This window comes from Bradyrhizobium sp. (genome assembly GCF_016462955.1).
Lineage (GTDB): Bacteria > Pseudomonadota > Alphaproteobacteria > Rhizobiales > Xanthobacteraceae > Bradyrhizobium.
The window spans coordinates 1-3,056 of the sequence record NZ_JAEMSD010000666.1; the positions used below are offsets into that span (position 1 = coordinate 1).

Consider the following 3,056-nt stretch of genomic DNA (forward strand, 5'->3'; position numbering starts at 1 on the left):
TCAAGGATGGCTTTGCGCTGCCGGGCGAGGAGCCCGGCAACGGGATCGAATGGGATGAGGAGGCGGTGAGGAAGTATCTGGTCGGGTGAGTATCGACGGGCAGACGCGCCTTCGCTGAGACAGCGGAGGATAGATCGCAGCCAACGTCCGGCCGCGTGTTCATTGCTTCTGCAATACCGCCGGCAACACCGAACCGTCGTTCAGGATCGAGAAAACCTCGCGGGAGGACAGATGGGCGACGGCCTCCTCGAAAGTATCGCTCGCATCGACCTTGGCACGGCCGACCGCCAGGTTCGCGTCGATCGTGTCGGGCCGGACGGCGCGTGGAAGCGATAGTTGTGCGACGTGGAAGGCCAAAAGCCTGGCATCTTCGCGCAGTTCCAGCAACGCGGGTCTGATCCCTGCATCCGGCGATTCGCTCAATTGGTTCGCGCGACGTAGCACCGAAGGCGGCGCTACCTCCTCGGGCGTGACGAACAATTTGTCGGACGCGGGCCTGGCAGTCAGCGCGCCGATCGGAACCGCGAACAGCAGCCCAACGACGACCGGGGACATCCAGAGCAGAAGGGGCAGCGAAACCGCGTACGCACTTGCCGCCATCGCAACGCCGCACAAGGTCGGGACGCCGTATTTTCGATAGAGCTCGCGGCGCTCCACCGTGCCGTCGTCCCGCCTTTGCGTCTGCCAGCCCGCATCGCGGCCGGCCAGAATCTCGACCACCGCGATCGACTGAAAGATCATCATCACGGGCGCCATCAACGCGGATACCACGACCTCTGCGAAGACTCCGGCCGAGGCCCGCAGAGCGCCGCCGAATTGGCGTCGCACCGGGCGTTGCAGCCAAAGCAGGACCAGGCTGAGCAGCTTGGGCAACAGCAGCAGCGCCATGGTGGCGACGAACACCCAGATGGCGAGCACCGAATCCTGGGCCGGCCAGGTCGGAAACAGGGAGAAACCCTTGGGAAAATACTCCGGACGCGCGAAGCGGGCCTGCAGCGAGATCAGCATTCCCAGCAGCAGGAACAGCAGCCACAGCGGCGCCGTCAAATAGGCTCCGATTCCCACCATGAAATGCAGGCGCGACACCCAATGCAGGCCCCGCGCAGGCACAACAGCGAGATGCTGAAGATTGCCCTGACACCAGCGTCGGTCGCGCGCGGCGAAGTCGAGCAGCGACGGCGGCACCTCTTCGTAGCTTCCGCCGAGCATCGGCAACATGTAGATGCCCCACCCGGCTCGCCGCAGCAGCGCGGCTTCGACGAAATCGTGGCTGAGGATGTGTCCGCCGAAGGGCTTGCGCCCGCGCAGCTGCGGCAATGCTGCCGCTTCGGCAAACGCCCTCACGCGGATGATCGCGTTGTGGCCCCAGTAGTTGCCTTCGGAGCCGTGCCACCAGGCAACGCCGGCGGCGATCATCGGGCCGTACAAGCGGCCGGCGAATTGCTGGACGCGGCTGAACAGACTTCGCGCGTTGACGATCATCGGGAGCGTCTGGACGAGCCCGGCACTGGGATTGGTCTCGATGGCATGCACCAGTCGGACGACGGTCTGACCGCTCATGAGACTGTCGGCGTCGAGCACGATCATGAAGTCGTAGACGCCGCCGAACCGCGTGATCCACTCGGAGATGTTGCCGGCCTTCCGCTCCCTGTTCTCGGCTCGGTGGCGATAGTACAGCCGCGTTCCGACGGCCTGCCGCAGCGCGAGCAGCGCTTTTTCTTCGGCGACCCAGATGTCGGGATCGGTGCTGTCGCTCAGAACGAACCAGTCGAACAGCTCTCCGTGCGCGGTCGCCTCCAAGGATTCGATCATTGCACGGAGCCGCGCCGTCAATCGGTGCGGGTCTTCGTTGTAGGTGGGAAGCAGCATGGCGGTGCGGCTTGCAATGACCGGCTGTTCGGCGCTGGAAGCCAAGGCACCCTCGTCCGGACGATGGGTCAGCAGCACAACGAAGCCTGCCACGGCGGAGGCGAACGAAAACGCGACCCAGGCGAGCAGGACCAGAAAGAGCGCCAGCACCATGCCTTCGAGGACCGTGACGCCGCCGACCTGCAGCACGCGATACATCTCGTAGCCGCCCGCCCACGTGAGCGCCGCCGTCGAGAGCAGGATGAGGCCGCGCCGCCAAACCATCGTGCGGGCGATCTGCGCAGGAATGCGGTCCAATACCCGGTTCTTTCCGAGGTCGCCCGGCGCCATCGGAAGGGGGGACTCGTGCGGCAGCAGGCGTTGGCTGGCGATCTCGCCAACAACGGGCCGCGGTGCCGTACTCAGGGGGCCCATCGGTAGACCCAGACTTCCGACAAGGGCTTGTCGCCTGCGGCCAGAAACGCCCGAATCTCGATCGGCTCACCCTTCACCTGGCACTGGAAGCTGAGCCGCCAACCGCCGGTATAGGGATTGGGCTGCGTGACGATGTTCTTGATCTCGGATTTTTCCGCCGCCACCACGCCCTTGACGCCGGCAGGATCGATGCCCTTCAAGTTGTCGCCGAGCAGATCGAGCACGAAGAGGCGCGCATCCTCGCCCTTTGCCCCTATCGCGCTTCGGGTGAACCTGGCGAGGGAATGCGGCTTCGGGCTATCTGGCCCCCAATGCAGCCGATAGGTGTAGTTGTGCTCGCCCTTGGCCTGCAGCGGGTTCTTTGGCCGCCAGAATGCGGCGATGTTGTCGTGAACTTCCTCCTTGGTCGGGATCTCGAACAGCATGACCCCGCCCTCGCCCCAATCGCCGATCGGCTCCATCCAGAGGCTTGGGCGTTTCTCGAAGCTGGATTCGATGTCCTGGTAGGCGGCGAAGTTTCTCTCCCGCTGCATCAAGCCGAACCCGCGCGGATTGAGATCCTGGAAGGTGCTGATCTGGAGGTCGCGGGGATTGCTGAGGGGCCGCCACAGGCTTTCGCCCTGCCCGTTGAAGATCGCAAGACCGTCGGAATCGTGGACCGAGGGGCGGAAATCGTCGATGCCGTTGCGGTCGTTCGGACCGTAGAAGAACATGCTGGTCATGGGCGCGAGTCCGGCCCGCTGCAGTTCGACGCGCGGATAGACCGACATTTC

At 64.6% G+C, this 3,056-nt stretch carries 2 protein-coding genes; both read right to left on the reverse strand.

What is annotated here, in order from left to right; all coding sequences use genetic code 11:
- Positions 1-159 precede the first annotated feature (159 nt).
- Complete coding sequence (gene mdoH / locus JHD07_RS36525; protein ID WP_291631016.1) at positions 160-2,283, reverse strand: glucans biosynthesis glucosyltransferase MdoH; 2,124 nt, start codon at positions 2,281-2,283, stop codon at positions 160-162.
- Positions 2,271-3,056 (reverse strand): glucan biosynthesis protein (locus JHD07_RS36530; RefSeq protein ID WP_291631018.1); only part of this gene is annotated, 786 nt, incomplete at its 5' end. The genes mdoH and JHD07_RS36530, both read right to left, overlap by 13 nt.